The following is a 24,540-nucleotide window of genomic DNA, read 5'->3' on the forward strand; positions in this document are numbered from 1 at the left end:
CTAAAAGACGAAATTTCCCTTAACTCAGCTCTTCCGTTTTCTCGGAATCGGGCCGTTTTGACATTCCCTTAATCAGTTTCGTAATTTCTCTCGAAGCGTGGCGGGAAGAATTCTCGCTTCCCAAGGCTTCTTTGACCTTACGGATTTCATCGATCGTTTTCGATCGGTATTTTTTGTTTTCCAAAAGCGCGATCGATTCTTCCACGATGTGAGGAGGGGTGCATTCCGCTTGAACCAATTCTCTGCAAATTTCCTTTCCTGAAAGAATATTCACAAGTCCTATATGCGGAGTACGGATAAACAAAGAACCGATCACATACGTGAACATGCTGACTTTGTAAAGTATGATCATCGGTTTTTCAAAGTAGGCGACTTCCAAAGTGGCCGTGCCGGAGGTTACGAGAACCAAATCCGAAGCTTCGATGGCGCGCAGAGAACGATCGAAAAGATATTCGATTTTTAGATTCGGGTATTTCGTTTTAGCAAGTTCGATCTGTTCGAGGATAAAGACCTCTTCCTTCTGGTTGATGTTCGGTAAAAGAAAACGGATCTTCTTTTTTTCGTTTTCATAATGATCCGAAAGTCGTCCTGCGGTTTCCAAAAGATCGTTTAAGATTCTTCGAATCTCGCCGCTGCGCGAGCCCGGCATCAACGTAATCGTGGAATGAAAATGCGTTTTATCTTCCGGCTCGGGAATAGCGGCTTCCTTGCGGATTTTTTCGCGCAAACGAACGGCGAGGGGATGTCCCACGAATTCGCAAGGCACTCCGTATTTGTCATAAATTTCTTTCTCGAAGGGAAATAAAACGAGCATCAAGTCGATATTGTCCCGGATCGTATAAATCCGATTGAACTTCCAAGCCCAGAGCTGCGGAGAAACGTAGAAGATGACGGTGATTCCGAGCTTTTTTAATTCTTTTGCGAGACGAAGATTGAATCCCGGATAATCGATCAGAATGGCGTGCGTGCAATTTCTTTCTACGGCTACGTTGAGAAGTCTTCCGATGAGCGCCTTTAAAAATCTGTATTTGAAAAGAATCGCGGAAAATCCGATGATCGACAGTTCTTCCATGGATTCGATCGATGTGAATCCTTCTTCGATCATTCTTTCTCCGCCGACTCCGAACGTTTCGAGATCGGGAAAGTTTTTCTTGAGTTCGCGGATCAATTCTCCGCCGAGAAGATCTCCCGAATGTTCTCCGGCCAACATGAGAATTTTCGGATCTTCTTTCTTGCTCGGCGCAGTCGGGCGTCTGGACGCGGAGGGGCTACTTGATTTTTTGGGTTGTAGAGTTGATTTTCGTAAGGTTGCCACTGCCGATACTCAAGATGTGGATTTTTAATTTTTCTGCAAGGTTAATAAATTCTTTGGGATGAACGATGATCGTCTCTCCGGTTCGGAGCGCGAGTGTGCCGCAGTTGTTTTCATACATTCTGCGGAGAGTTTCCTCGCCGACCGTGGGAAGATCGAAACGGTGATCCTGGTTCGGTTTGGAACTTTTACAGACGATCGCCTTTCCTTTTTTAGCGTATGAACCGCCGCGTTGGATCGCGAGGTCCGTTCCTTCGACGGCTTCGACCGCGAGAATGGATTTGTCGAGAACGACAACGGTTTGACCGATGTCGAGACCCGCCATCTTCTCCGCGTATTCCATTCCGAAAGCGACGTCTTCGAGTTCCTTTTTGCTGAGGGACTTTTTCGTGTATCTTCCTTCGGGAAGAAAGAGGGATTTTAAATAGGTCTTTTGGGAAATGATCGTGATCTTTTCCTTCGCGAACTCGTCCGAAACCGTCTTGAAGATCGAGTAGTCGTGTTTGTTGATCATTCTCGCGAGAAGGCTGATCGCTTTCAGATCGAATTTAAGGTTTTTGAATATGATTTCTTTTTTAACTTTTCCGAGAAGAAGAAGCCGGTCGATGTTATGTTGTTTGCATAACTTCATCAGCGTCCCGATCTTTACGATATGAATCGGAAGATTGCGATCCGCGTATTCTCCCACTTGAAAGTCGGATTCGATGATCGAGAGAAAGAGGGGATTCTCTCCCGCCGCGAGAGCCTCTTTCATACCGATATGAGGGAGTTCTCCCGCTCCGGCGAGAATTCCTAATCTTCCCAACGCAAGCGACCTTATTAATCCGAAGAGGAAGAAGCGGACTTTGTGGATTCTCCCGAACCGCTTTTTTTGTAGTCGGTCACGTAAAAGCCGGTTCCTTTGAAGATGATCCCGGAACCGTTGGAAATCATCCTTTCCACTTCCCCTTTTTTTCCGCAGAGGTGACAATCCTGAATCGGATCGTCCTTCATGGAATGGAATTGTTCGAACGTTTGTCCGCAGGCTTTACATTTGTAGTCGTATGTCGGCATGGATTTCTCTCTATTAGAATCTTCTAATTTAATATTGCTACGGCACGAATTTGAACTGGAATACGCTCAGGCTCGAATCGCCGTTCTCCCTCGCCATCGGAAGACAAAGTCTCCAGCGAATTCCAGAACCCGCGTCGATCGTTTCGAGGGAATCGATTCCCGAAAGAACCTTCTTTTCCGCAACGATCAAACCGCCTTGAAAACCCGCACCGCCGCTTTGTATGTTTAGACGGAATCTCTTCTTGGAAAAATTATCTCCGGTGATGTAACGGTTTCGATTGATGGAAATACTTTCCTTATCCATCTCGATCTCGAACGCTTTTTGCAGCTCTCCCGGCGAGCCCGCATACAACGTGAAAACGGGGAGTGGCTCGTCTCCGCCTAAAAAGGAAACGTAAAATTCCAGATCACGGAAGGGTTCTTCCACCGTGCGGCAAATCGAGTCGTATTTATTTTGCGAAGAATGAAGAACGATTCCCGTGTCTCCGTCGAGTGCGATCTTTTCGGTGGGATGATATTCTCCTTGAAATCCGATCGGAGCCGCAGTTTCTTTCCAAGCTTCAAAGTCCCAAACGGGGGCTCTGTCCAAGGCGCGGAAGGATTCTTCCATGGATTGAGAGATCGTAAGATCGGACGCGACGTTTTTTAAGAAGCCGGAAAAGATCCATCCGACGCTTCCGTTTCGCAGATCCAGGACCTGATTCCAACTTCCGCGTTTGCCCGCGATCGTTTCGGTGCGCGAATCCCGGTCGAGTATGAATACGGTTTCTCCGCCTTTGAATTGAAACGCGATCGGGTTTTCGGTGCCTGGTCCCGTTCTTACGTTCAGATTCTTTCCTTCGATTTCCGCCTTACCGCCGCTAAACGGAGAATCCTCTCTTCCCGAAAAGTATTCGAGCAAACGAGCCAGCTTGGATCTTCCGTTCTCGTCGAGTTCTTTCGCGGAACCGGCGGACAAGGACTTCAACAACGCAAGGTTGTATTCGTTGTAGAGCGGAAGAGGGTTGGACGAAATGAGTTTTGTGAGATAACGGGAAAGAACTTCTCCCGTTTCGTATTCGGCGCCGAGAGTGAGTTTTTTACAAAGCGCTCTGGTTTTGAGAAAGGAACCGTCCGGTAAAAAAGAAAAGAATCGATCTTCGAACGTATAAATGGTTCTTCCGCTGACTTCTCTTTTGGAGAACTTGAGTCCGGATTTTTCGGCGAACTTTTGCGCGGTTTTTTCCTTTTTCTCCGAAGGAACGGTCAGAAGTTGCGAATTAAATTCCGCGAGAGATAGGGAAGCATACGAGTAGTCTTCCAAATCCGGATCTTTTTTTCTTAATACTTCTAAGACTACGTCTTCCCAATTTCCTTTGGAATAATTCCTATATACGGAATCGGTTTTGCGGGTCAGAAGTTTCCAGACGAGAAAACCGAGCAGGATGGAAGCAAAGATAAGGCCGAGGGCTACAAAAAAACTCTTTCTCAATCGTGCCTCGGTCTTTCTATCAATCTAAATGAGGGAGAAGTTTGTCCCGATCCACTTGGAAGCGTTCGAGCAAAGCGTTCTTTGCAAGATAATAACGAAGAAGATCGATGTTGAAGTTCACTCTTGCTTGGGTCAGTCTGAGTTGATCCTGAACGTGCGTGTCGAGCGCGTTCTTCACGGAAACCGCATCGGCTCTACCTTGACGGAAGCTTCTTAGAACTCCGTTGTAATAGTTTTCGGTTTCTCTTTCGGTGATGATGTTGTTTTTATAGATTCTGTGGCTCGCTTCGAGAGCTTCGATTCTGGTTTTCACGTCGTCTCTGACTTCGTTTTTCAGTTCTTCTTCTCTCAATGTCGCCTGACGCATTCCGATGTTCGCGTCTCTCACTCCGGCATAAATTCCTTTGTCCATGATCGGATAGACGAAGTTCATTTGTCCGGTCCATTCCTTGTATTTCGCGGTGGTGATCCCGTGATTGGAATCGGTGTAGTTTTCCTGCGGAGAAACGATGTTCTGCGCTTGGCTCGCGCCGGTTCCCGAAATCGTCAAGGTAGGAAGACGGTCGTTGTTTGCGTTCTTCAGAGCCGCTTCCGCGATTTCTTTTTGTTTGAGCGCGTTTAAGAAGTCCGCTCTATGTTTATAAGCATATTCTAAATCTTTTGTATATTCCGGTTTGTCCACGATCTCTTCCAGAAGATTGGTCTCTTCGGAGAGAGTGGTTCCGTCCGGAATCTTTAAGGAACGAACGAGCTTTCGTTTCGCTTCTTCCTTTTGAACCTGAGCGGTTTCCAATTGGTTTTCCGCTTGGGCAAGAAGCGCGTTCCACTGATTGACTTCGAAACTTTCGGAAAGTCCGAGGCCTTGTTTGCGAACGGTAAGATTGCGTATGTTCTTCGTATTTTCTACGAGCTGTTTGTAGGTTTTGACCGCTTGGGTTTTGATCGAGTAATCCCAGAAGTCGACGAGAGAATCCACGATTACGGAAGAAATTTGCTGAGATACTTGGTTCTTTGCGATCTCCGCTTGGGATTCTAAGATTTTTACTTCGTTTCTGCCTTTGTATCCGAATGCGTTTTTGAGCAAGTCCTGGCTGATCGTCGCTCTTACGAATCCCGTGTATAAAGGAGGAATTCCTAAAGCCGAGAAACCCGCAGGAGTGGTCGCCGCGTTTTCAAACGCGTTCGAGTCGAATCTTCTCGATCCGGCTTCTACCTTGAAATAGGTTCCGGTGGTTTGGAGGGTTTTTTCAATCCCGCCCTTGATCGTATCATCGGAGATCTTCGTTCCTGAGAGGAGGTTCGCTTGGTTAAAAGGAAGAATGTTCTGGCTCGCTCTTCCGTCCGCTACCAATCTCCAAGAATATTTGGAATCGTTTTTCAGAAAGTTCGTATCGGATTTCGCCAATTCGTAACGAAGATTCTGCAAGCTATAATTGCTTTCGAGCGCGCGCTTTACGGTTTCTTCCGTGGAAAGTCTGAGCGTCGTGTTCGTTGCGGTACCTTCCGCATACAACGAAGAAGAAAGGAGGACGAAAGTTCCCAAAAGAATTCGAGACCAATCTTGAATCTTTAAAATTCTCTGTTTCAAATTTAACCCTTTGTGTTCCACTCCGAACCTCCTTTCGTTCTGAACCCTTGTAAGATAGACCCTGGTTACCCCAGAGCCTTCTTCATTTTTTCTCCAACTTCCGCGATCGATTGGCAAACTTGAATGCCCGCTTCCTGCATCGCTTTCATTTTGGAGGTCGCCGTTCCTAAACCGCCGCTGATGATCGCACCTGCGTGTCCCATTCTTTTGCCGGGAGGCGCGGTTTGACCGGCGATAAAGCCGACTACCGGTTTTTTTACGTGATTTTTGATGTATTCCGCCGCTTCTTCTTCCGAAGTTCCGCCGATTTCACCGATCATCACGATTCCTTTTGTTTCAGGATCTTCGTTTAACAATTTGATCGCTTCGGTGTGGTTCATACCGGGAACGGGGTCTCCTCCGATTCCGATACAAGTGGATTGTCCCAGACCTTGTTTCGTGATCTGAGCCACCGATTCGTAAGTCAAGGTTCCGGAACGGGAAACGATTCCCACCGACCCTGGACTGTGGATAAAGCCCGGCATAATTCCGAGTTTTTGTTTCGCGCGGGGAGTGATCACTCCGGGGCAGTTCGGTCCTACCAGTCTTGTTTTAGAATTTCTTAATATGCTGTAAACTTTCAGCATATCGTGAGTCGGAATTCCTTCTGTGATGCAAATTACGAGAGGAAGTTCCGCGAGAATTCCTTCGATGATCGCGTCCGCCGCAAAAGCGGGGGGAACGAAAATTACGGCTGCGTTTACGCCTTCGTTTTTTACGGAATCGTGGATCGTGTTAAAAACGGGAACTTTATCTTCCCATTTGCTTCCGCCTTTTCCGGGAGTCACTCCGGCGACAACCTTTGTGCCGTAAGCGAGCATTTGTGTCGCGTGGAAAGAACCTTCCTTACCGGTGATCCCTTGCACTACGACTTTTGTGTTTTCGTCTACTAATACTGCCATGTATGTTCTCTCTTATTGAATGAGTTTGGCAATCGTGCTTGCCGCTTCGCGGAGATCGTCGACTCCGGTGATTTTCAGTCCGCTTTTGTTGAGGACTTCTCTTCCGAGTTCCGAGTTGGTTCCTTGGAGACGAACCACGAGAGGAACTTTCAAATCCACGGCTTTAGCCGCTTCGATGATTCCTTCCGCAACCATGTCGCAACGAACGATCCCGCCGAAGATGTTTACGAAGATTCCTTTTACGTTCGGATCACCGAGGATGATTTTGAATCCGTTGGTTACGGTGGTTTTACTTGCCCCGCCTCCTACGTCCAAAAAGTTCGCAGGTTCCGCGCCCGCGAGTTTCACGATGTCCATAGTCGCCATTGCGAGACCCGCTCCGTTGACCATACAACCGATGTTGCCGTCTAACTTGACGTAGTTGAGGTTGAATTCGGAAGCTTGAACTTCGAGAGGATCTTCTTCCGTAATGTCGCGAAACGCAGCATTATCAGGATGACGATAAAGAGCGTTTTCATCCAGGTCGATCTTGCAATCTCCCGCGATGATTTCATTCTGTTTCGTAAGAATGAGAGGATTGATTTCTAAAAGAGAAGCGTCTTCTTTGATATAAGCTTCGTAGATCGCAAAAAGAAGACTTTGAAACGACTTATGGGATTCGATCGGAAGTCCGAGTTCGAACGCAAGTTGTCTCGCTTGATTGAGTTGAAGTCCGATTCCCGGATCAACTGCGATTTTCAGGATTTTCTCAGGGTGTGTTTCCGCTACTTCTTCGATTTCCATCCCGCCTTCGGTGGAAGCCATGATGATGGTTTTGCGGATGGAACGATCGAGGAGGATACTTAGATAATATTCCTTTGCGATATCGATTCCCTGTTCCAGATACACTTTCAGGACTTTTTTTCCTTCGGGTCCGGTTTGGGGAGTGATGAGCTGCATTCCGAGAATTTTGTCGATTGCGGCAAGAGCGTCGTCTTTGGTTTTGGTCACCTTAACACCGCCGCCTTTTCCACGCCCGCCGGCGTGAATCTGCGCTTTTACAACTACTACGGAACCTTCGGTTGCGTATGTGACTTCGTCGTGGGCTTTGGATCCGTTTTCTTTATTATCGATTACGACTCCAAAAGGAACGTTGGCTTTGTGCCTTCTCAGGATTTCTTTTGCCTGATACTCGTGAATTTTCATGAATTAACCTTCATTGAACTTAGTTCAGTGCTTTTAGTAGGAGGTACAGTTTACTCAAAATTTATAATGTTTTCGGTAGGAACTTTGGTGTCAGTAAAAAATTCAAAGGATTGGCGAAGGGTTTCCGGGAAGTTTTGGGACCGAAGGATTCGCAAGGAATTGAGCGGCGGTTGGGATTCTGAGAGCGGAGAAGGGAGGATTGAGGTCGGGTTCACGGGTTACAGAAGATGGGTGTGAACGAGTTGGGTCTGGGCGGGACAGGGATGTTTCTACGACAGTCGTAGAAATTAGCAAGGAAGCTTGAGTTGTCTAACGGTCGGTCGATGTCTGGGAGTGGGCGTGTGCAGTTATGCGACAGTCGCCTTTTTTGGGGTGGTTGTTTCTGCGACAGTCAACTATGGAGGAAGAGCGACGATTCGGTTGTGGTTGTTTTAAAACCGTTCTAGAGTAGTGGGTTTTGGATCGAGAGATTTGCGGTGTAAGAATGAAAGGCCGGTGTTCCGTCCAAGGGTAGGGTCAATGAGCGGATTTGCCGGAACTCCCCTGAAGTTTTGTCGAGTCTTCGAGATTTCGAGGAATGATGGGCGACAGTCGTATATCGCGGATCTGAATCTATAATTTCGGAGGAGTTCCAACATTTAAGCATTGGAAAGAGAGATTGTGGGAACTCTTACAAACTCTTTAAAATTTCACGGATAATTTCGCCGGGGTCGGTTTCGGGAGAATTCTTCAGGACTTTATCGACTTCTTTGCTCGCGGACTTTTCTTCGAAACCGAGTTGAACCAAACCGAGAATCGCGATTTCCCTTTTTCTTGCAACGGCCGCTTCTTCCGGAGTTGGAGCGGAAGCGGACAGTGAAATCGAAAGTTCTTTCGTGGTTCCGGAAAGGAAGAGTTCTAACTTTTTTAAGTTTTGTTTTACCTCAAAGAAGATTTTCTCCGAAGTCTTGCCTTTCACTTTCGGAATTTTTTCAAGCTCTTTCGCTTCCCCGGACTGGGCGATCCGGTAGAGATCTTCCGCGGAGAAAAAGGAAAGAATTTTGAGCGCCGTTAATTCTCCGATTCCTTGTAGGCCTTTGATGACTTTAAAGAATTCTTTATCTTGTTCGTTCAAAAATCCGAAGAGTCTTTGTCCTCGTTCGCTCATCGCGTGAAAAATGTGGAGGCGAACGTCTTTTGAGGAAGGTAGGCTTTTGAGTTCGAGATAGGTTTTGAATGAGATCGTTACTTCGTATGTTACTCCGCCGGTTTCGATGTGTGCGAAGCCGACTTCTAATTTTTTGAGAATTCCATTTAAACCGGAGATCATCGTTCCATCCAAGGTTCAAAAGGCGAAGAGTAAAGTGAATTTTGTCGGAGTTCCGACGATCCTTCCTAAAACGTGCACGCCCCACCCAGATTGGGTGGAGGAGGAGAGGTGGCGGGGAAGAATCGGAAAATTTCCCTTAGCACAGAATCTTCTTTGCTTCAACGAAATTTTTATAACGATTCTTTGTCGGAACTCCCACAAAACTTCTCGATAAATCCTTTCCCATTATAGATCGATGATTTCTCCGATGGTCCAGACCTTGAGCGGAGGAGCGGTCCCGTTCTTTTCGGAATGTAGTTTTTTCAAAAAAAGCGGAGCTTCGGAGGGAAGATCATCCCCGAGCATAAAAGTTCCCCAGTGCATCGGTAGTAGAAGTGAAGAGCGTAGAATTCCGCTTACATCCAGTGCCTCTTTGGGGCCGATATGCGCCGGTTCCATAAACCATCTAGGTTTGAATGCTCCGATCGGTAAAATCGTTGCGGAAAATCCTTGTGGAAATTTCTTTCCTATTTCGGAGAAGTGATTCGAAAAGCCGGTATCGCCGCCGAAGTATATTCGAATATTCTCTAATTCGAATGCATAGCTTCCCCAGTGATACTGGTTCATATCCGTGAGGCCCATTCTGCTCCAATGTTTTGCGGGAAGAAAATGAATCTTCGTACCGGCGTATTCCGTCGTGTTCCACCATTCCTGAATGATCGAATTTTCGAAACCTTCGTCTTTTGCAAATTCACCCATCCCGGAAGGTAGATGAATAGTCGCTTCGGGAAATAATTTCTGGATTCGTTTAATGGAATCGATATCGAGATGATCTCTATGAGCGTGGCTGACTGCAACGATATCGATTCCCGGTAAATCCTCGGGTTGAATTGGAAGCGGGGTCAAACGCGTAAGAAAAGGGGGAATCCCGGTAAATATCGGATCGGTAAGAATGTGCATTCTCTTTCCATGAAAGTTTGCGGCGATCCAAACGGTCGCATGGCCGAGCCAAATGATTCTTACCTTTCCTTCGGGTGCGAGAAAATCTTCCTTCTTTCTCGGAATCACATCCGGAATTTTTTGGACGTTTCCGTCTACCGTTACCGGATCGACAGGGCCGAAAATTTTCCAACGGAGAACGGAGAAGAAGCTTTTGTTTAGTCTTTCATCTTCCTCTATATTATGATATTTTCCGTTTTGAAAGTGAGAAGAACGGACACGTTCCGGATCGATCGCAAAACAAGTTTGTAAAAGAAGGGCTACGCATACGAAGAACAAAAAAACGAATAAAAGCTTTTTCATAAGTTGTAACGAATCGTTCGATCCAGGGTTTTTTTCCAGGTTCCGCAATCCGCTTGCGTTCTGCGATTCTTCTTTTGAAAAAAACGGCGCCGGAGCAGAGATTTACGTAGGTCGCCTAAACATCCGCAAAGATTTGGTGCTTTTCGATTCGCCCTATTTAATATCTACGACGTTCGTATAAATGCAGTGTTGCGTAAGATCCGCATTCACGGAAATCTACGACATGCGCATAAAACCAAATGAACCGTTAGAATCAGCTCAATCCGAAAATATCTACGACGTTCGCATAAACGCAGTGTAGCGTAAGATCCGCATTCACGGAAATCTACGACATGCGCATAAAACCAAATGAACCGTTAGAATCAGCTCAATCCGAAAATATCTACGACGTTCGCATAAACGCAATAAACCGTCCAGACCCACCGAACCCAAAAATATCTACGACATTCGTGAATTTCTAATCCCGGATCGGAATCGGAAAAAATAAAACGTTGTATTCTACACATACGAACGCAGAAAATCGTTTTCATCCATTAGCCGGAAACGAGGTGAATTCCTTGGGACAATCGAAATCTGCGAACAAGACAAAGGGAACTCAAAAAGAATTATCCACGCCTGAACAAGAAGAGTTGATCCGAACGTTGAAGGATCGGTTTGAAAAAAACGGGAAACGTCATAGAGGAATACTCTGGGCGGATGTTCAGAAACGACTGGAAGCGAACTCCAAAAAACTCTGGTCGCTCCGGGAAATGGAACGAACCGGCGGTGAACCGGACGTCATCGATTTTGATAAAAAGACCGGCGAATATATCTTCTATGATTGTGCGGCGGAAAGTCCGAAGGGTCGCAGAAGCGTTTGTTACGATCGCGAGGCATTGAACTCCAGAAAAGAGTATAAACCCGCTGACAGCGCGATCGATATGGCATCCTCTATGGGCATTGAATTGTTAAACGAACAACAATATCGGGAGTTGCAAGCGCTGGGAGAATTCGATACGAAAACTTCCAGCTGGGTGCAGACTCCTCCTTCGATTCGAAAGCTGGGTGGCGCATTGTTTTGTGATCGGCGTTACGACACCGTATTTCTCTATCACAACGGAGCCGAATCGTATTATGCCGCCCGAGGTTTTCGCGGTTTGCTTCGTATTTAAGTTTGCGAGATGGATTTTACCTCCGATCTCTCCTTTAATTCCGCAAAACGGTGCGTACATTCCGACATCTTATGCCGGATCTATTTTTCTATTTCCTTAATCTTTTTCGATGATATGCTTTTATGATTTGAGAAGAATTTTTTCGATCTCGAAAAGGAGAAGCCAAGTGAAACTTATATCTCTTCTAAGGATCTTCCTCTTTGCTTTTGTTTTGGCGTTTTGGTCTTGTTCCAATTACGGTCTCGATCAAGACAAACAAAAGAAGGATGAAGACAAAAAGAAATGTCAAACGGCGGTGGCCGCATATTTATCGTGCACGTCTTCCAATCCCGCCCTGGGCGCATGTGATTCCCTGTATCTTGGGGTTCTCGGCGTTTGCGGAGGTGGTGGATATGGGGGCGGCGGTTCCGGCGGTGGAGGAGGGGGTTACTGAATTTTCCGTTCAGCACGTAAGAATATTATAAAATAAGAATTTAATTTCGGGTACGACTTATTTCGTGATCGAAACGATTTTTATCTTTCTGTTCGACATTTCAAGGCGACTCAGGCACAATTATGTTGCCTGAATCGTCTCGCTTCTAAATTCTTTGTTAGCTTGCGCAACAAGCAAAAGAAACAATCGATGTTCCTCTTTTAAAATCTCCGTTTGTGGATAGGTTGTCCCACAAGGGATCGGAAAGGCCGAGAAATTTGCGTGTCTAACTTCGGTTTCTATCTTTTGCAGCGTGCTAGTTCTTTAAGAGGTTACGGAGCGCATCGATTACGATTTGCACTTATCATCTCTTACGGAGACCCAGTCGTATCGAGGAGTCATTTTTCGATTCTTTCCGGGAACATTTCCATTGCAGAAAATCCCGAGCTTTTTCACAAAGGAAGAAACACATCGTGAAATCGTAAAATGTCTCATCCTCCTCGAAGAAATCTTCCCGAAAAAACGAATCGAACGATCGCCCTTTTGTTAAGCGCATTCTTTCTGACGTTGTATTTTTGGAATCCGATTTTCAATCGGATAGACGGCTCTTGGTTTTCTATTTCAAATCCGTCGGCGGCGACGCTTTCTTTTGCGGTCGAAACATACGAATCGATTTTTATCGCGACGATTCTCCTTCTTTTTTCCGCGATTTTTTCTTATACGCAGTGGGCGCTGATTCACGAATGTGTTCACGGGAATTTTTCGAACTCGCGGGATGAGAGTCATCTTGCAGGCAGAATTCTTTGCATTCTTTTCGGGACTCCCTATCAGGTCGTAAAAACCGCCCATCTCATGCATCATAAATTCAACCGCGCGGAAGGGGAACGAATCGAATATTTGGAAAACAACAAAACGCCGATTCGGATTCAGAAATTCTTATACTACGTTCGGCTGTGTTTAGGAACGTATTTTCTGGAGGCGGCGGGCGGGTTTCTTCTTTCTCTTCCCTTGTCTTGGAGCGTGCCGATTTCCGGAAAATATATTTCCAAATTTCCGGTTCATGCTGCGTTCTTCAAGCAGATCCAAAAACGGGAAATCGTGCGCGAACTTAGAATCGATTCGTTCTTGATTCTTCTTTTATACGGTAGCGCGTTTTATTTTGCGGGTCCGCAGATCGGATTTTTGATCGCGGTTTTTTTCCTTCGAGGTTTTATCGTTTCCTTTTTGGATCACTCGTATCACTACGGCAAGGAAATCGATAACGTATATTCTTCGTATAACCTTTCTCTTCCGAAATCGGTTTCGTTTCTTTTTCTCAACTTCAACTATCATAGGGTGCATCATCATTTTCCCGGTTGTCCTTGGAACAGGCTTCCGGTTCAATTCGCGAATTCGAATGATACGATGGATTCTCCCCTTTGGAAACAAGCTCTGCGTCAACTGCGAGGGCTTTTGATTCTTCCCGAAAAATCTCAAAACCTCTGACTCAATTTGATTGTCAAAAGGGGGTTTTTCTACATTCTGTCGCTTAATGTCCTATAATCATAAGAACGTCCTCGACACGGAACAATTCTCGAAAGCGGATCTTGATTTTCTCATCGGAAAAACGAGAGACATGGAACGATTGGTCGAACAGAACAAAGCGTTCGGAATCCTAACCGGAAAACTTTTGGCTTCGTTGTTCTTTGAAGCTTCGACAAGAACCAGACTTTCCTTTGAGGCGGCGATGGAACGTCTCGGAGGAAGAGTGATTTCCACCGTGGGCTTTCAGTTCTCCTCGATCTCGAAAGGGGAAACGTTGTATGACACCATGAAGATGATCGAAGCTTACGCGGACATCGCGGTGATCCGTCACCCGGTAGAAGGTTCTTCCCGAATCGCGGCGGGCGCGGTGAAGATTCCGGTCATCAACGCGGGAGACGGCGCGGGGCAACACCCGACGCAGGCCATTCTCGATCTTTATACAATCATCTCCGAAAAAGGAACGTTAGACGGTTTGACCGTCGCGTTTATCGGAGATCTGAAATACGGAAGAACGATTCATTCGCTTATCAATTTACTCAGACATTATAAGGTTCGCCTGTATCTGATTTCTCCTCCCGAACTCGCGTTACCCGATTCTTACAAAAAAGGTTTGGAAGGATATCCTCTGACTCTCGAAGAGACGACCGATATCAAAGCGGTTTGGGATTGCGACGTCGCTTACGTTACGAGAATTCAGGAAGAACGTTTTCCGGATCACAAAGAATACGAACGTCTCAAGGATCTTTTTAAGATCAACAAGGAGTTGATTCTCGCTTCGAAGAAGGAGACGACCATTCTTCATCCTCTTCCGAGAGTGAACGAACTTTCCACGGATGTCGACGATCTTCCGAACGCGGCGTATTTCAGACAGGCGAGATACGGAGTCGTGAGCAGGATGGCTCTTCTTTGTCTTTCCTTAGGTCAGGATTTCTAATCGTCTTTGGAACGGAAACTCTGGACATACGAAGAGGCTCGTAAAATTCTACCCGTAATCAGGGAGATTACGGAGGAATATTATTCTCACGTATCGGAACTGACGGTTCAACTTCGGGAGCAGATTCTTCCCGAAAACGAAATGGAAAAAAAAGAGGAAGACGTTCGGATTTCGATCTTCGAATGGTCTTCCAAAATTCAGGAATACGGAATCGAAGTCAAAGGACTTTGGCTCATCGATTTCGATAACGGACACGGATATTATTGCTGGCACCTCGGTGAAGAGGATCTTCTTTACGAACACGGTTATGAGGAAGGTTTTGCCGGAAGAAAACTAATCGATAAGGATATGGAAGATGGCGAACATCAATGAGAATTATTTAAAATTAAAAGCGGGATATTTATTTCCCGAAATTTCGAAACGAGTAAAGGCTTATTCCGAAAAAAATCCTTCCGCAAAAATCATCCGCTTGGGAATCGGAGACGTGACTCTTCCGATCGTTCCTTCGGTCGTAAACGCGATGGTCGAAGCTTCCAAAGAGATGGGTACGCAGGGAGGTTTTCACGGTTACGGACCGGAACAAGGATATTCATTTTTACTAAAGTCCATCGCCGATAACGACTACGCACCTCTCGGAATCAAAATCGACGAAAGCGAGATTTTCGTTTCGGACGGATCCAAATGCGACTGCGGAAACATTCAGGAAATTTTTTCCACCGATGCGAAGATTGCGGTAGCCGATCCCGTCTATCCGGTGTATGTCGATACGAACGTGATGGCGGGAAGAACGGGAGAGATCGGAGCCGACGGAAGATATTCCAATCTGATCTACATGCCCGCAACGAAAGAGAACGGGTTTCAACCGGAAATTCCGAAAGAAAAAGCGGACATCATTTATCTTTGTTATCCGAACAACCCGACCGGAACCGTGACTACCAAGGAAAGTTTAAAGGCTTGGGTGGAATACGCGAAGAAAAACAATTCCATCATTCTTTACGATTCCGCATACGAAGCGTTTATCAGCGAACCGGGCGTTCCTCGTTCGATCTACGAAGTGGAAGGAGCGAGAGAAGTCGCGATCGAATTCCGTTCTTTCTCAAAGACCGCTGGATTTACAGGATTGCGCTGCGCTTATATCGTGATCCCGAAAGAACTCAAAGGAAGAACCCGTTCCGGCGAAGAAGTCAGCATCAATTCTTTATGGAGCAGAAGACATACGACTAAGTTCAACGGAGTTTCGTATGTGACTCAGAAAGGCGCGGAGGCTTGTTATTCTCCGCAGGGCAAAAAAGAAATCCAAGGTTCTATCGCGTATTATATGTCGAACGCCGCAAAGATTCGCGAAGGTTTGAAAAAGGCCGGCTACGAAGTGTTCGGCGGAGTCAACGCGCCTTATATCTGGCTCAAGACATCGGATAAACTTTCATCTTGGGATTTCTTCGATCGACTTTTGGACAAAGCGCAGGTGGTGGGAACTCCCGGTTCCGGATTCGGTCCCGCGGGAGAAGGTTATTTCCGACTCAGCGCCTTCGGTAAAAAAGAGGACGTGGAAGAGGCGATCGCAAGGATCTCTTCGCTTTAACAAAATTGTTAAGAGACGACGCGGCCGATAGGACGCGTCGTTGGGCTTTTCCGCCGGCAAATCGAATCCGATTCTTTCGTTTGCAATCGGAATTCGGTATCGATACAATCGATCAGAAGCAGTCCCCCGGCCGAAGACAAACAACGATGTATTTCCGAAAATTCTTACCGCGCCATCCTCTTCTGCAATCGCTCGTAGAATCCTATCTCATTTTGGAAATGGAAGAGGGAAGGGAAAACCGAATTCTTCCGAATTCGTCGATCGTATTCTATTTTCGTTATAGAGGCCGGATCGAATCGGTTGATCCGAACGGAACAAAGCAGCTTCCCGCTTCGGGCATCACCGGTCTTTTTAACACGTCGCGTCTGATTTCTTATTCTCCAAAAACTTCCAATCTTCTCGTAACGTTTCGGGAAACCGGAGCCGCCGCGTTCTTTCGAGAATCACTCCACGAATTTTTTGCTAAGACCGTTTCGCTTAGGGACGTATTTTCCGAATCGAAAATCGAACGGATCGAGGAGGAACTTTCCGAGTCTTCCAGCGACGAAGAGCGCATTCAAAAAATAGAATGTTTTTTGCTTCGAGAATGGAAGAAATCCGAAGAGGACGCGCTCGTTCGGGATACGATCCGTAAGATTCGAAAATCCTCCGGCGAACTCAGGATAAAGGACTTGGTCGCCGGGCTTCCCGTTAGCGTGGATGTTTTTGAAAAAAGATTCCGCCGTATCGTGGGGACTTCTCCGAAACGATATTCGTCGATCGTTCGGATGCGACATCTGATCGATACGTATTCGCCTTCCATGAACTTTACGGATTTGGCATATTCTTCCGGTTATTTCGATCAGGCGCATTTTACGAAAGAATTCAAGGCGTTTACCGGACTGAAACCCAAGGAATTTTTCAAAAATTCCAAAGAATGGTAAAAGAATGATTTTTTACAATTTTTCAAAGTAGATGCGTGGTAATCTCTCCGTAAGAAAACGTTCTTGGAGACGAAGATGAACACCATATTGATCGATAAATTCACGATTCCCGAAACCGCACGAACCGAATTTTTAGAACGGCTGAAGATCAACCGTAATTTTATACGCGCATTGCCCGGGTTTATCAAGGATTCCTTATACGAAGCCTCGGATGAAAACGGAACATTCAACGTGGTAACCGTGGCCGTATGGGAGGATGAGGAAAAATTTCTGAACGCGAAAAAAGCCGTCGCTGCGGAATACGCCAAACAGGGATTCGATATAAGCTCTATGACGCGTCGTTTGGGGATGACGATGGAACGAGGCGTCTACAAAACCATGTCGGTTTAAAAAATCGAAGTAAAAAACGAGCGCGCGGTTTCAACCGTGCGCGTCTTCCGATTAAGGCGTGCAGTTTCCGTTGACTTCGAACGCTCCGATCGAATAACCGAAAGACCCGAGCGGAACGGGAAGCGGAGCCACGTTGTTCGTTCTCGTATTTCCGAGCAGGTCCGATTGATACAGTTGCAGCACAGGAGGTGCAAAACCGGGATCGACTCCTCCGTAAACGGAATTGCAGGGGGAAGAAGAGCTGAGTCTAAAAACCTGAGTCGCACTTGTGGGCGCATCGAAGTTCGGATTGTGCGAGAAGTTCAATTGCAGATTGTTTGTCAACGGAAAGGAGCAGGTGAAGAAATCGAGCAGAACGCTCGGTTCCGGCCCGCAGAGTCTATACGGCGCTCCATTCGAAGTGGCGAGGGTGTTGCATCCTATAAGATTGTTTCCCGAGATATTGGATGTTGCGCTTACGTTGTTGGTATCGTAGTTCAGGCAGACGCTGGTCGTTGCCCCCGGATTGGTGAGAACTTGATTGTTAATCACATTGATCCGTAAATTTCCGGGAGAAGACTGTTGATGGATTCCGTACGAACGTGTGGTTCCATTTCCCCCATACATCGTATTGTTGATAAAAACGAAGTTCGGAGAATTGATGGATAATGCCTGAACCGCCGCACTCGATCTAACCGAAACGGGAGTAGCGGAGGTAATATGATGAGAATTGAATATATTGTTCACGATCCGTAACGACTGCGTAGTATTGGTCGCTGTGTTGTTCACCATAATTCCTAGAGAAAAATCCAAACCGTCGTTGATGTTGACGTGCGAACCCCCGTTGATGTAGTTGTTGCTGATTACGCCTTGCGTTCCTTCCAGGATCCTCATGCCGACCGAAATCGAATTTCCGCTTCCCCCGAGAATGTAATTTCCGGCGACGACGAGATTCGGGCCGACGTTGTAAAGATACATCGCGGATTTCGTAATGAATAAACCGTATGCAGAAGTGACGTCCGTGGCGCCGAGGATCAAGTTTCCCGTGATGGTCAAGGAAAAGCCCGCGGTATTCAAATTGCTCAGCCAGATTCCGGTTCCCCACGCGTTGAACTGGTTGGTAATGATCGTAAAACCTTGGATCATCATATTGGAAGTCATCGTAAATGAACCTCCTGCGATCGGAGTACAGGTTCCGAAATCGGAAGCTCCGCAGCCTCCGGTTCCCACGTCGTCTCGAATGATCGTGGGATATGCGACCGAATCTCTCGCTTGAAAGTCGTTTCCGAAACCGCCTAAAAGCTGGAGTTTATCCTTCAGAATAATTCTTTGGCCCATGCCGAACATCGAATATGTTCCTTGCGAAACCATAACGAAACAAGGGGTCGCGGTATTACACTGAGTGATCGCATATTGAATTTCGTTGCAAGCGTTCGCGATCGTGTCGCATGTTCCCGCCGCTAAACCGCCGACCTTGACGTATTTGATCTGACTCGTAACTCCGTAACGAATCGGAGACGTTATCTGGAATGGACGATTGGTTCCGGCTTCGGTGCAACCGGAAAGCTGAATACATTGACCGAGTCCTCCCGGCCAACTTACGTTAGGCGTAATAGAAACGGTGTTCCCCGCATAACTTAGCGCAGTTATCGGATTGGCGAACGGCGCGAGATCGGAAGCGCAAGCGCCGGAAGAAGGCGTCGGTGTCGGCGCGGTAAAGCTGCAGCTCAAAGGAGTGACCGGTTTTGAAAACGTAAACTGGATCGTATCCCCAACGTTGATCGCGGTTTGATTTACGGGAGAAGCGTTCGTCAAACTCAGGCAATTCACGTTAAGCGTCACAGGCGCGTTGTTGATCGTTCCGGCCGAAGGAGGAAGCGCTTCGATTACGCAGTTGTGCTGGCTCGGACTGGAAAGAAGTACGACCGAATAATTTCCAGTATCGGGCACTTGCGCCGAAAAAGCATAATTCCCGTCCGATCCTATGCTGAGAGTATCCACGCTTCCGTTTCGAATCGAAAGACTTCCCGTAGCGCCCGAAGCGATCCCGAAAACGTTCACGTTTACGTTGAAAAAACTCGTTCCGCAATTGATCTCCACCAGATTTGTGTCGGGCGAAACGGACCCCGTCGGATTCGTGATAACGCAGGTTTGATTGGGAGAAGTGCTAGGCTGTCTTTCTATCGAAACTGTGAAATTGGAGAATCGCTGCAGTTTTTTTGTGAACTCGAATTCTCCGTTCGACGAAATCGTGAGAGTTTCCGAATTGTGATTTGAAATTTGAAAAGAAGCCCCGCTTGCGAGCCCTTGGACTTGAACTTTCAAAGGGAGAGAAGAGTTGGAAATAAAGTAATTCGAAAAGAGGGTCGCGTCAACGAAGGATAAACCGATCGGTTTGGGAACGCAGTTGGAAATCAAGAAAAGGCAGAAAAGAACTCGGAATCCTGTTTGTACGGATTTATAAAATTTATGCATCTTTTTATAAATATAATTATTTACAAATGCAACAAATTGACTGTGAGTTTTTACTCGCTTTTTTTCACTTTGCGTTTGAAAGTTATAAATGGAAATTCCTGATTTCTCGGGTGTTCGAAAAATCAGGAATGAAAGAAGGGGAGGTTGTTTGCCTTTGCTCTTCGAAAACGGTCTCCGAAGTAAGGAAACTTATTCTAAAAGCGCGGAGGTTGGAGTGTTAAACGATTTTTTGAAAGAGGGAATTTTCTCCGATTTTGAACGTGATAAAATGATTACCGTGAGTGGCAAAAAGATAACTTCCTACTTTCTGAGCGTATTTTAGGGAATCCATACAATAAGCGTTATCCAGTCTTGAGGGATCGAATTTTTCTTCCGAATCGGAAGTTGTCGCTTCTTGATTCGTCACGTTGTCTGCTAAACTGCTGCCATTCTCATTTTCATTGGAGTCCTCGAATTCTTCTGCATTCGAGTCGTCTAGATCCGCTTCGTAATCGTCTTCCTCTTCGTAGTTCTCAGGATCCCCATTGTCTTCTTGATCATAGTAATCCCGCTGAACGTCGTATTCCGGGTCGATCCGTTTCGGGTTGCTCGGAACTTCGATATATTCCTTTGAATTACCGTCCTCGAATTGTTGAAACAACGGTGTGATCGAATGTTTGGAACGATCAAAGAGCGCATACGCATAATCAAACCCGAATAACGCGTTTCCATCCGAAAGCGAAAGACAAACGTTCGGAGTTCGTTCGATACGGATCGGTTCGCCGATCGGTTGAAGATTTTCATCCAATATAAGAATAGAAGAATATTCTTTTTTTCCTTTTTTCACCTCTCCGAACAACGCCGCACCCGAAGAAATCTCAAACACCTCGGACGGATTGAAATTCGGAAATTCCCTCTGGGAAAGAATCTCAACGTTTCCGTTTTGGACGGAAATCTCATAAAGAAACCGATCATCGTGCAAACCGTTCGTCATTAAAAAATGATCGCGGAAGGGAACGAATTGTTTAGCGTATCCCTTTGCGATTTTTTGTTTTACGGTAGGTTGGATTTCGTCGGGTTTGCGTAAGTCTACAACTCCGATTCCGTCCCAGTTCATCGCAAGAATCGCCTTATCGTTTACGATCCGCACGTCGTAAAGATCATATCCGAGCAGAATGTATGAATCCAAACGTTTCGGATCGGAAACGTTTTCCAATGAGAATTTATGAACCGCTCTTCTGTCTTCCGTCGCATACAAGACATCGCCTTGAATAGCCAGGCTGCCGATCGCGCTTTCAAAAGTAAGGGATCGAACTAGATTCGGAGCCTCGGGATTTTCCAGATTGATGATATTGATTTCATGGACGCTTCCGTATAATTCGCATACGAACGCATGATTTTTATGAATTAAAAATCGGTTCGCGCAGGATAAGTTCAGTCGATTGGTTAACTTTAAATGATTCTTTTTCATGGATCGGTCTCAGTGGATGGAATTTAAGAATTCTTGATATACGGGATGATCTTTTACGGTTTCGAAATCCTTTTCCGCAAGAATCTTCGCCTTATTGTAGTTTTGCGGTCCGAGCCGGTTGGCCTCTTTGAGATGAAACACGCATTTTTCCGGATCTCCCAACCTGGAATACAAGCAGGCCGCGTTGAAATGAGCGAGAGAATAATACTGTTTGAAGACGGCGGAATATTGTTCGTTCAAATCACCTCCTAAAACCGTATCGGCGAACGTATCGGTTTCGTCTTTCTGATAATCGAAACGACTCCAATCCATCGAAAATAGATTTTCGGCCACTTCCTTAGCTTTTTCTAAGTTTCCGTTTTGAATATGAATCACGCTCAAGTTCGTCGCCGTAAGAACGTATTCCGGTTTTTTAGAATTCATTTTTTTTAATGTATCTTCCATCAACGTTCCAAGTTCGGAAAGTTTACCTTCCTTTTGGAATGCCCAGTGAACGGAAAGAAAAGAATTCAAGATCGTTTCGTGTTCCAGTTCGGCGACCGTTTGAACGATCACCGAAGAATTTTGAAGTTCCTTGAATTTGACAAACAGACTTTTACTGAGTTCGTTCACGGAGACATCGCGGTATTTTTTGATAAAGAAACCTAGGTTTTTTTGGAAGATCGGGTTTTCGAATAAACGTTCTTTGAGATACGGATTTTGATAGAATAATTTCAAAATCGGGAGGGAGCCTTCTTGTGTTTCTTCCCAATCCAAGATCTGAAGAAGTTCTTTGGTGAATTTTGCGGCTTGATCGATCAGTCTGAGTGCGATGGAAAGATTGAGCGAAGAATTTCCTGGTTTTAAAGATGCGACCAATTCTTCGATACTAAGAGAATCGGTTTTCGAAACGGCTTCGTATTCCTCGGTTTTGAATTTAAGCCAGGATCTATGCGAATCGATTACGATTTTGGAATATTCTTCCTTGAGCACTTTTGAAAACGGATCGTTTTCGAAAGAATCCAGTCTTCCTGAAAACTTTCCGTCCGTAAAAAAGTCCTTTTCGAAATTGCTTTTGATTTTTCCGTAGAATGCGTACAATTTACCGGCGGAAAGTATTTCCCATCTATGTTCGGAAGCAAGCAGGTATAAAAACAACGCTTTCGTAAATACGAAATCGTCCTTCCACAGAATCGGTAAAACGGATCTTAATTCTTCGATCGCTTTTGAAATTCCGCTTTTTCGTTCGATGTGGGACACTTTCAGAAAATATAATAAATGGTTTTTCGGAAACTCTTCGATCGTCTTTTGGATGTGTTCGAGCGCGTTCGGTTCGTCGTTCAGATAGGACTCGATCGCTTTTGCGGCGATTCCGCATCGCAGCGAAAATTGATGACTCGGTTCGAGCGGTTCGATCGCGTTCAATCTTTGCAGAAATTCCGTCATTTCCGAAACGATTTCGAAAAACCGTTCCTTGTTCTTTCCGGCCTTCTTTTTGGTTTGTTCGCAATAAAAGAATGCGAACCGTCGCAGGATCGGACCCGCGTCCTTTTGAAGAGCCGTTAAAAGGAAATCGAAGATTCGATTTCGATCGGATTCTTTTTCGATGTTTTCGTAATATAAGGAAAAGCCGGGTTCGCTGTCGTAAAGTAGATTCTCCCATACGGAAGCCTTTGTAAAAGAATCGATGTCGGTTCGAATCGTTTCGACAAATTGTTTCCAACGATTGGCCGGAGCTTGTTTGGACCATTTGTGATAAAAGTCCTCCAAATAGAATTTGTTTCTTTGGTGGAGTTGATGAATCAAGGGATGAATGTCTTCGCAACCGATTTTATACAAAACCGGAGCGATGTTTCGCGTAACGTCTTCATTGAAATGCTCTTGATTGTATCGTTCCAGAACTTCGATAACCGCGGGAGCGGAACGTTTTGCCTTTTGTCCGAGGGAAAGGAGGCGGTCTTCGAATACGAAATCCCAGGCTTCCCCGAACCAAGGGAATTTTTCGGGCAAACAGCGAACGAGTTCGGTCATTAAATCCAAATACTCTTCAGGCGGATTTTTTTCGATTGGATGCCGTTCAGAAGGCTCCCAGTCGTTTTCCTTCAGTCTGTATTCGATTTCGAAAGCTCGGATGCGAAATCCCGGATGAGGAGAATGTTTCATTCGGTCGATCGCTTCCTGCAAATATACTTCCGATTCTTTTTTGAAGTCTTCGGGAATCTCCGCATAAGAACTGGTGATGATATATGTAAAATCCTGAATATAGGGGAGGGCTTGTTTGTAGTCGTCTTCCAGAGGAGCCGGAGGATTGAGAAAAACCCGTTTTTGAAATCGTTTTGCGGATTCCTGGTGCGATTGCGGATCTTTTTGCGCGAGTTTCCAAAAGAAGGAAGAAAACTCGCTCGGTCCGAACTTCAGCGTTTTTTTCAAAACTGAAACGAACTCGCGATTCTTCGCATCCGCTTCCAGTGATTCGATTTCTTTTTTCTTTTCCTCATACGTAAGAAAGGAATTCTGGGAGGCTCGTTCCAAGAACTTTTTCCATTGAGGTACGCCGTGGGTCAAGCGGAGCAGAGTTTGGAATTCGTTGGAATCGGATTTGTTCAAAAAATCCAAGGAAAACAAAAATTCTTCCAAGGGCGAAGGAGGGGCTTTTGCCTCGGAGGATTTTTCATACAAGGATCGATGTGGATTGTTCGCCAGATCTTTCAGCTCGATCGGAGAACGCACCTCCAACAAAAAACGATCCTTTTTGTCGATGTTGTAACAATCGTCCGCATTGATGAGAACGTAGAACGGAAATGCCTTCGGAAATTTCGCGAAGCGTTCGTTTAACAACAGAGTTTCTACGATTTCACGAATCATTTTAGAAAATAATAATAGTTTAATGTGAACGTGAAGATTCTTTCCTTTGAGTTTTTCTCCCAGGTAGGAAACCTTGTATTTTCCCGATTGAAGATCATAGATGAAATCGTAGGATTCGGAGGATTCTTCCGGAGGATAGGAATCGGAGTCCCAGATCAGTTCGTGATTGAGTCCGAAGATAGACGAGATTTCATGGGTTTTTGCGTCGAAGTGAATCGAATCCGCGACGGCGTTGCAGAATTCGTAATCGCTCATCTTGAATAAGATTCCGTTGAACGGTTTGAATCGATGGGATTGAAGGGTTTCTTCCGTAACACTCTCTTCCAAGATCTCGAGAATCCGATCGACTCTGTGTTGCAAGGGTTCGTCGAAATGAAACTGTTCGACCATTTCCTTGAAATGTCCCGACAAGGTCCCTTTTTTTTCCTCGTTGTCATCGTGAAGAAAATCCGTCGGTTCTCCTTTTCTGCCTTGGTTCGCCTTATCTTGGAAGATCGTTTCGAGCAATTGCATCGCCCCGTCGAAATTGAAAGTATGAAGTCGTCCGTAGAATTCGGAGTCATATTTGCGGCTCGTTTCTTTTTGAAAGTCTTTCGGTTGGAAGATCATGAGTTACCGTGTCGGGAGAATATGTTGAATACAATAACGGTTATCATGCCTTCTTTCGCAGCACTTTTTGACTGCGTCGTGTACGAAATTAAAAATCGAGAAGAGCGATTTGATATTAAAATGCGGA

At 45.7% G+C, this 24,540-nt stretch carries 20 protein-coding genes; 8 read left to right on the top strand and 12 right to left on the bottom strand.

Features of this window, described 5'->3' with window-relative positions; translation table 11 throughout:
* Nucleotides 1-19: 19 nt before the first annotated feature.
* From lpxB to DLM76_RS10755, 9 genes are all read right to left on the bottom strand, one after another.
* Entirely contained in the window at nt 20-1,315 is a 1,296-nt protein-coding gene (gene lpxB / locus DLM76_RS10715; protein WP_118955351.1) for a lipid-A-disaccharide synthase, read from the bottom strand.
* Nucleotides 1,269-2,117 (bottom strand): LpxI family protein, encoded by an 849-nt coding sequence (locus DLM76_RS10720; RefSeq protein ID WP_118965179.1) that lies wholly within the window; start codon nt 2,115-2,117, stop codon nt 1,269-1,271. The genes lpxB and DLM76_RS10720 overlap by 47 nt, the downstream gene beginning before the upstream one ends.
* A 14-nt stretch (nt 2,118-2,131) precedes the next feature.
* Nucleotides 2,132-2,365 (bottom strand): FmdB family zinc ribbon protein, encoded by a 234-nt coding sequence (locus tag DLM76_RS10725; RefSeq protein ID WP_118955349.1) that lies wholly within the window; start codon nt 2,363-2,365, stop codon nt 2,132-2,134.
* Nucleotides 2,366-2,402: 37 nt separating this feature from the next.
* Nucleotides 2,403-3,836, bottom strand: coding sequence for an SH3 domain-containing protein (locus DLM76_RS10730; RefSeq protein WP_118965180.1), 1,434 nt, complete (start codon nt 3,834-3,836; stop codon nt 2,403-2,405).
* 19 nt (nt 3,837-3,855) lie between these two features.
* Entirely contained in the window at nt 3,856-5,445 is a 1,590-nt protein-coding gene (locus tag DLM76_RS10735) for a TolC family protein (protein WP_118955347.1), read from the bottom strand.
* Between the two features lie 44 nt (nt 5,446-5,489).
* The gene (sucD, locus tag DLM76_RS10740) at nt 5,490-6,365 is read right to left on the bottom strand and encodes a succinate--CoA ligase subunit alpha (protein ID WP_118965181.1); all 876 of its coding nucleotides are present in this window, start codon (nt 6,363-6,365) and stop codon (nt 5,490-5,492) included.
* 12 nt (nt 6,366-6,377) lie between these two features.
* Nucleotides 6,378-7,550, bottom strand: a complete 1,173-nt coding sequence (gene sucC / locus DLM76_RS10745) for an ADP-forming succinate--CoA ligase subunit beta (RefSeq protein WP_118955345.1) — start codon at nt 7,548-7,550, stop codon at nt 6,378-6,380.
* 670 nt (nt 7,551-8,220) lie between these two features.
* On the bottom strand, nt 8,221-8,859 hold the full coding sequence (ruvA, locus tag DLM76_RS10750; protein WP_118965182.1) for a Holliday junction branch migration protein RuvA: 639 nt from the start codon (nt 8,857-8,859) through the stop codon (nt 8,221-8,223).
* Nucleotides 8,860-9,084: 225 nt separating this feature from the next.
* Nucleotides 9,085-10,140, bottom strand: coding sequence for an MBL fold metallo-hydrolase (locus tag DLM76_RS10755; protein WP_118955343.1), 1,056 nt, complete (start codon nt 10,138-10,140; stop codon nt 9,085-9,087).
* A 629-nt stretch (nt 10,141-10,769) separates the two neighbouring features.
* On the opposite strand from DLM76_RS10755, the gene DLM76_RS10760 reads away from it, so the two are divergent.
* From DLM76_RS10760 to DLM76_RS10800, 8 genes are all read left to right on the top strand, one after another.
* Nucleotides 10,770-11,291, top strand: coding sequence for a DUF4256 domain-containing protein (locus DLM76_RS10760; RefSeq protein ID WP_429945071.1), 522 nt, complete (start codon nt 10,770-10,772; stop codon nt 11,289-11,291).
* 166 nt (nt 11,292-11,457) lie between these two features.
* Nucleotides 11,458-11,724 (top strand): hypothetical protein, encoded by a 267-nt coding sequence (locus DLM76_RS10765; protein ID WP_118965280.1) that lies wholly within the window; start codon nt 11,458-11,460, stop codon nt 11,722-11,724.
* Between the two features lie 465 nt (nt 11,725-12,189).
* Nucleotides 12,190-13,188 (top strand): fatty acid desaturase family protein, encoded by a 999-nt coding sequence (locus DLM76_RS10775; protein ID WP_118965184.1) that lies wholly within the window; start codon nt 12,190-12,192, stop codon nt 13,186-13,188.
* A gap of 46 nt (nt 13,189-13,234) precedes the next feature.
* Nucleotides 13,235-14,161: an aspartate carbamoyltransferase gene (pyrB, locus tag DLM76_RS10780; protein WP_118955341.1), complete on the top strand. Its 927-nt coding sequence runs from the start codon at nt 13,235-13,237 to the stop codon at nt 14,159-14,161.
* Between the two features lie 6 nt (nt 14,162-14,167).
* Nucleotides 14,168-14,533: a DUF2203 domain-containing protein gene (locus tag DLM76_RS10785; protein WP_118955340.1), complete on the top strand. Its 366-nt coding sequence runs from the start codon at nt 14,168-14,170 to the stop codon at nt 14,531-14,533.
* Entirely contained in the window at nt 14,517-15,743 is a 1,227-nt protein-coding gene (locus DLM76_RS10790; RefSeq protein WP_118955339.1) for an LL-diaminopimelate aminotransferase, read from the top strand. Before DLM76_RS10785 ends, DLM76_RS10790 begins: the two co-directional genes overlap by 17 nt.
* A gap of 146 nt (nt 15,744-15,889) precedes the next feature.
* The gene (locus tag DLM76_RS10795; RefSeq protein WP_118965281.1) at nt 15,890-16,666 is read left to right on the top strand and encodes a helix-turn-helix transcriptional regulator; all 777 of its coding nucleotides are present in this window, start codon (nt 15,890-15,892) and stop codon (nt 16,664-16,666) included.
* 75 nt (nt 16,667-16,741) lie between these two features.
* On the top strand, nt 16,742-17,056 hold the full coding sequence (locus DLM76_RS10800) for an antibiotic biosynthesis monooxygenase family protein (RefSeq protein WP_118955338.1): 315 nt from the start codon (nt 16,742-16,744) through the stop codon (nt 17,054-17,056).
* Nucleotides 17,057-17,107: 51 nt separating this feature from the next.
* Here DLM76_RS10800 and DLM76_RS10805 read toward each other — a convergent pair whose 3' ends face one another.
* From DLM76_RS10805 to DLM76_RS10815, 3 genes are all read right to left on the bottom strand, one after another.
* The gene (locus DLM76_RS10805) at nt 17,108-19,510 is read right to left on the bottom strand and encodes a hypothetical protein (protein WP_118965185.1); all 2,403 of its coding nucleotides are present in this window, start codon (nt 19,508-19,510) and stop codon (nt 17,108-17,110) included.
* A 217-nt stretch (nt 19,511-19,727) separates the two neighbouring features.
* The gene (locus tag DLM76_RS10810) at nt 19,728-20,960 is read right to left on the bottom strand and encodes an LVIVD repeat-containing protein (protein ID WP_118965186.1); all 1,233 of its coding nucleotides are present in this window, start codon (nt 20,958-20,960) and stop codon (nt 19,728-19,730) included.
* A gap of 9 nt (nt 20,961-20,969) precedes the next feature.
* Complete coding sequence (locus tag DLM76_RS10815; RefSeq protein ID WP_158586385.1) at nt 20,970-24,413, bottom strand: TPR end-of-group domain-containing protein; 3,444 nt, start codon at nt 24,411-24,413, stop codon at nt 20,970-20,972.
* Nucleotides 24,414-24,540 lie beyond the last annotated feature (127 nt).

The sequence above is a fragment of the Leptospira yasudae genome (assembly GCF_003545925.1).
Classification (GTDB): domain Bacteria; phylum Spirochaetota; class Leptospiria; order Leptospirales; family Leptospiraceae; genus Leptospira; species Leptospira yasudae.